We start from the raw sequence: 5,213 nt of genomic DNA on the forward strand, positions 1-5,213 counted from the left end.
CAAGCTCGCCGCGCGCGTCGGCGAAATCATCGTCAGCGATACCGTCGCCCCCGCCGACATGGCCAGCCTCGCCGGCCAGGGCATGCTTGGCGTGGTCGCCAGCGCGGGCAGCATCTACTCGCACAGCGCGATCCTGGCGCGCAGCTTCAACCTGCCGATGCTGGTGGGTACGAAGGACGCGCTCGCCACTATCAACGATGACGACCTTGTCCTGATCGATGCCGAGCACGGCGAGGTCATCGTCCACCCCACCGCCCAGGATCTCGCCCGCTACCGGCAGTGGCAGCGCCAGGCCGCCGCCGAAGGCCGCCGCCTCGCTGAGCTCGCCTCGGCCCGGACACTGACCCGCGATGGTGCGCATGTGCGCCTGTTCGCGAACGCGGAGCTCGCCGGCGATGTGACCCTCGCCCGCTCACGCGGCGCCGACGGCGTGGGCCTGTATCGCTCCGAGTTCCTGTTCCTGCGCCAGCGCGGCCTGCCCAGCGAAGACGAGCAGTTCGCGGCGTACCGCGACGTCGTGCTCGGCATGGGCGGCCTGCCGGTCACCATCCGCACGCTCGATCTCGGCGCCGACAAGGCCGATGCAGCCGGGCTTGCCATCCGTGGCGAAGACAACCCGGCGCTGGGCGTGCGCGGCATCCGCCTCTCGCTACGCTACCCGGATATCTTCCTGGTCCAGCTGCGCGCGATCCTCCGCGCCGCCTGCTACGGCCCGGTGCGCGTACTGGTCCCGATGGTCACCCACATCGGCGAGCTCATCGAGGTCCGCAAGCTGATCAAGAAGGCCCGCGAGCAGCTTTCGCTGGAAGGCCAGGAACTGCCCGAGCGCCTCGACATCGGCGCCATGATCGAAGTCCCCGCCGCCGCGATCGGCGTAACGTCGATCCTGCAGAAAGCCGACTTCCTTGCCATCGGCACCAACGACCTCGCCCAGTACACGCTGGCCGCCGACCGCAACAACGATGCGCTCGAAGGCATCTACGACCCGCTACAGCCGGCGTTCCTGCGCCTCATCGCTCACATCATCGCCTCGGCGCGCCGAGCGAAGAAGCCGGTAAGCCTGTGCGGCGAAATCGCCGGCGACACCCAGTTCACCGCCCTGCTCCTGGCCATGGGCCTCGAGGAATTCTCGATGCACCCGGGCCAGCTGCTACAGGTCCGCGACCGGCTGACTAGCCTCGACTGCGCTGCGCTACGTCGTGCCGCGCCGCACCTCTTCCGCTCGCATACGCGGGATGAAGTCGAAGAGCGCTTGCTGGCGGTAGTCGCCAAGCAGGATGGCTGCGCCGGCGCAGCCTGAGTCACACGTTCAAAAAGTACGTGCGCTCCCCAACGCAATGTGGGAGCGCGCTTGCGCGCGATAGCGACACGACTGCCGCTTATCACCCTGATGCACCCGAATGCCCACGCCGAACCATAAGCGGCGGCCGAAGGATCGCGCACAGCAGCACACCAGCGAACAGTCCGGGCATCGCGCCCATTGTGGCGACAGGAATCAGGTTGTCGAAGGATACGGTCCCGCGCACGTAGAACAGGGTTGGCACGACGTAGACCGACACACCAATAACTACCGACAACAACAGCGTGCTCGTCCACGCCACGGCGTGGCTTCGACGCATCCATGCCATGAGCGGCCATGCGATGAAGAGCGATACCGCGAGCGCGAAAGGCATGCCGATCAGGTACCCGATTTCGAGCATGCCGATGGCATCGCTTAGGCTAAGGTGCGCGTGCTCCGGCCCCGACCACAGCCAGATCCAGCAGAGCACGCCTGGGGGCGCAGCAAAGCTGGCTACAGTCAGCGCAAGGGGCAATGGCACTCCTGATAGTGACTGCCGCTCGGTTACCGCACGCTCCATGGTCCACCCTCATCTTCGCCAGTGGGTGGAGATGCTAGGGGCCTGCCCTAGCAGGACAGTGGCCAGACGAAGACTGGGGGACGGCCGTGTTCGGACAGTCGGCTGCTCACCGATGCGTCAGCCACTCCGTCGCCCGGTCGAGCACGGCCTCATCACCGACGCGCTCGTCCGGTTCGACAGCTTTGCCGAAGACCTGTCCATGCCGGTCAACGTCGATGGCCCCCTTCAGCGCGAGCTGGCTGCCATCGGCCAGCCGGAAGAGCGCGTTGCCGCTTGCCTGCCCGGAGGTTGTTGTACCAAACGATCGGGTAAGGGGCCTGCCGTGGAAGGCGATGGCCACCATCTCGCCCGCACTCGACGTATGCGGCCCAAGGATCACCGCGACGGGAGCGGCGGCAAGGTCGACGGCGGGCTTTCGTTCGAAGGAGAGCTCGCGGCCAGCGTAAACCTTGTGATCTGGCTTGCCCGGTGTACGGTAGGCGCCCACCGGCTCGCTGCCCAGCAACGACTGGATAGCCCCGAGCATCGGAGGTACTGCACCGCCGGTGTCCTTGCGCAGGTCGACGATCCAGCCGTGCGTCACGGAAGGCGCGTCGTGCTCGATCGCCGTGGCGATGGTCTCGACGTAGTGCCGTCGCGCGTCGTCCGGCCCGGTGAAGCCCGGCAGCATCACGTAGCCCACGCCACCGGGTAGCACTTTTACGACGGGCGTCTCGCGCGTTCCGTCGTTGTTCGCCGTGGATGTCGCCCACGCGGCGTCCATGAAGAAGCTGTGGCCATCGTCGAGCTTCTTGATCGCGTCGCGAATCACGGGGTACGCCTTGGCCGCCGGTTCGCCGCTCGCGAGACCCGTATGCTCAACCTTGAGGAACGCGTCCCAATCGACCGCGCCAGCGGCGAGCGCATGCGCGCGGATGGTCGCGACAGCTTCATCCAACAACGCCGGTGCGTCCACATTCACGGTGGCGGCGTCTGCGACGGTGAGCCGCAGATGACTGGCATTAGCTTGCCCGTCGCCAAAGAGCAGCACGCCCAACACCACGTCCTTCGCGTCCTTGGGGATGGCAAGCCGGACGCTGCGCAACACCGCCGGCTCACCGTCGCGCACGGCGAATCGTTGCTGCGTGGTCTGGAACGTATGCGCTTCTGGCGTCGGGCCGTCCGTGCGCAACCAGATCGCCGCGTTCGAGGCACCACCGGTAGTCGCCAGGTTAGCGGTCAGGGTGATGTCCTTGCCGACGAATGGCGCGGCATCGAACCCTGCCATCAGGCCGCCGGCGGGACTGCTGCTGCCCGGCTGACGAGACACCGTCACGGCGGCACCTTCGGCCGACCAGAGCTTGCCGGAGGCATTCACCGAGTAGGCATGCCTGTCACCGACCGGTACCCAGGTCATGGTCGGCGGAGGGCCCTGGGACCCCGCTGCCGTCTTCACACACAGGATCAACGTGAGTGCGGCGAGCGACCAGTACGGCTTGCGCATGCGATATCCGTCCGACGTCTGTCATTCGAGTTGATCCGAATGCTAGAGCGGTTTGCGCGGTATTTCTGTAGGCGGATGCCTACAATGTGTGCAGCGTCGGAAGCCTGCGGCTCGCTCAGCCGCTAGGGTTGGATACGTGGAAGGCAGAAACCGTTTGGCATGAAATTGTACATACCAAGTAGACGATCTGCTCTGTTGGAGCTCCCAGGTAACCCGGGCCAGTGGTGCCGTCGTCATTCGCAATCGTTCCGAAGACTTCCATCGGACAGCCGCATACCGGGCACTCGCGCCGGCAAAGGAATGGTTCAAACAGAAAGGGGCTACCGCCAAAATGGTGTGTGGGCACGGCAAATTTGTGTAGACCACTCTCTTTCGGCACTGATTTCCCATTGAAATTCATGTCGTTCAACGTCGAAACAGCGAAGTAGTACTGGTTTCGTTGTTCGCGGAAGCGGCGCTCGGGAAACACGTCCGGATACCCCTCATAAGGAAGGAAGCTGACCGGTTTCGCCCATTGCTCGGGCGGAAGCACTTCAACCCTTCCATCCCGAACCTGATAGTTGAAGTCCGCACCACAGGTCCAGTCGTAGAGCAGCGGCAACGGACCTTCCCAAGTCATTTCCTCCAGCGGTTCGAGGCCAGCTTCAAGGAACGCAAACTGCAAGAGGGGCAAGCCCCCGCCCGATAGGGCGCCGGGTAGAGGGCACGTACCTCCAAGCCACACCGGGCCACGCCCATCGGCCTCGCCAGGGTTTACTCCGTGACGCGCTGCGTAGACCAGTTCATACATAAGGGAAGGCTATGCCCGAGTGAGGGGGCGCGCAACCAGCGATGGCGGCTACTGGCCCCGTTTGGTCGAGGTGTAATTCGCGCGCCAGTGCGCTTCTATATGACCTGGCTTCGCTGAAAGCGGGCCGCGAGTGGGTACCACCCGGGGGAGCTTTTACACACTGCCGAAGCCGCCTCATGCGGCTCGCAGATGGATCCCTAGCGCCTGCATGACACGCATGACAGTCGCGAACTCGGGATTTCCGTCCGAAGCCAGTGCGCGGTACAACCCCTCTCGCGATATTCCGGCAGCTCGCGAAACACTCGTCATGCCGCGCGCTCGTGCGATGTCACCCAGCGCCGCACGAACAAGGCTGCCATCGCCCGGATCCTCATCGAGGCAGGCGTTGAGATAGATAAGCTGATCTTCCTCGGTGTGCAGGTGATCCACCGGATCCCAGCGCGTGAATCGTTCTTTCATTGGTCTGAATCCCAAGCGGCGGCGATTTGGATCGCCCGACGAATATCCCGGTCCTGACTTGACTTGTCTCCTCCCATCAAGAGGACCACGAGTTTTTCCGCGCGGTGGATGTAGTAGATCCGGTAGCCAGGGCCATAGTCGATTCGAGCTTCCCTTACGCCGTCCCCCACGTGCTTGACGTCACCGAAGTGGCCGAACTCCATTCGACGCAACCGGGCGTCAATTCGCAGCCTGGCGTGCCGGTCACGAAGCCTTGCGTGCCATCGCATGAAGGACTCTGATTGTTCGATTGCGTACATGACGCAACCGTAGCCCATAGGTTACACCCGTGAACCATGGACTACAACGCGCGGGCCTGTTCCTTACGCGACGGCGCGCCCGACCGCCAATAAACCTGGTGTGCGAGCGAGGCTTAGACTCCACCGTCAAGACATTCCCCCAAAAGAAAGGGCCGGCAAAAGCCGGCCCTTTCCAGGTTCAGCCATCGCAAGCCATCAAGCCGCCCGCGATGCTTCTATCTTCTCCGCCTTGGCGGCGACGCCCGCCTTCAGCTCATCGCTGTCGAAGTCATCCACCGAGATGAACTCGGCGACTTCGTCGCGCACGCGCTGCAGCAGTTCGC

General features: G+C 64.1%; 6 protein-coding genes. 1 reads left to right on the forward strand and 5 read right to left on the reverse strand.

The window, feature by feature from the left end:
• The coding region (ptsP, locus tag ACTHLF_RS19260) for a phosphoenolpyruvate--protein phosphotransferase (protein ID WP_440329534.1) at positions 1-1,300 on the forward strand (1,300 nt) is incomplete at its 5' end.
• 82 nt (positions 1,301-1,382) lie between these two features.
• Here the strand turns inward: ptsP and ACTHLF_RS19265 are convergent.
• From ACTHLF_RS19265 to ACTHLF_RS19285, 5 genes are all read right to left on the reverse strand, one after another.
• Entirely contained in the window at positions 1,383-1,814 is a 432-nt protein-coding gene (locus tag ACTHLF_RS19265) for a hypothetical protein (RefSeq protein ID WP_440329536.1), read from the reverse strand.
• Between the two features lie 151 nt (positions 1,815-1,965).
• Positions 1,966-3,342 carry a S41 family peptidase gene (locus ACTHLF_RS19270; RefSeq protein ID WP_440329537.1) on the reverse strand — a complete coding sequence of 459 codons (1,377 nt, stop codon included), beginning with the start codon at positions 3,340-3,342 and terminating at the stop codon, positions 1,966-1,968.
• A 115-nt stretch (positions 3,343-3,457) separates the two neighbouring features.
• Positions 3,458-4,006, reverse strand: a complete 549-nt coding sequence (locus ACTHLF_RS19275; RefSeq protein ID WP_440329539.1) for a hypothetical protein — start codon at positions 4,004-4,006, stop codon at positions 3,458-3,460.
• 300 nt (positions 4,007-4,306) lie between these two features.
• Entirely contained in the window at positions 4,307-4,591 is a 285-nt protein-coding gene (locus ACTHLF_RS19280) for an addiction module antidote protein (protein ID WP_440329541.1), read from the reverse strand.
• Positions 4,588-4,890 carry a type II toxin-antitoxin system RelE/ParE family toxin gene (locus tag ACTHLF_RS19285; RefSeq protein ID WP_440329543.1) on the reverse strand — a complete coding sequence of 101 codons (303 nt, stop codon included), beginning with the start codon at positions 4,888-4,890 and terminating at the stop codon, positions 4,588-4,590. Before ACTHLF_RS19285 ends, ACTHLF_RS19280 begins: the two co-directional genes overlap by 4 nt.
• Positions 4,891-5,213 lie beyond the last annotated feature (323 nt).

The sequence above is a fragment of the Luteibacter sp. genome (assembly GCF_051958795.1).
Taxonomy (GTDB): domain Bacteria; phylum Pseudomonadota; class Gammaproteobacteria; order Xanthomonadales; family Rhodanobacteraceae; genus Luteibacter.

Coding starts and splice junctions, on each gene's coding strand:
- ACTHLF_RS19280 (WP_440329541.1), bottom strand. CDS start 4,591: ATGAAAGAACGATTCACGCGCTGGGATCCGGTGGATCACCTGCACACC.
- ACTHLF_RS19285 (WP_440329543.1), bottom strand. CDS start 4,890: ATGTACGCAATCGAACAATCAGAGTCCTTCATGCGATGGCACGCAAGG.
- ACTHLF_RS19270 (WP_440329537.1), bottom strand. CDS start 3,342: ATGCGCAAGCCGTACTGGTCGCTCGCCGCACTCACGTTGATCCTGTGT.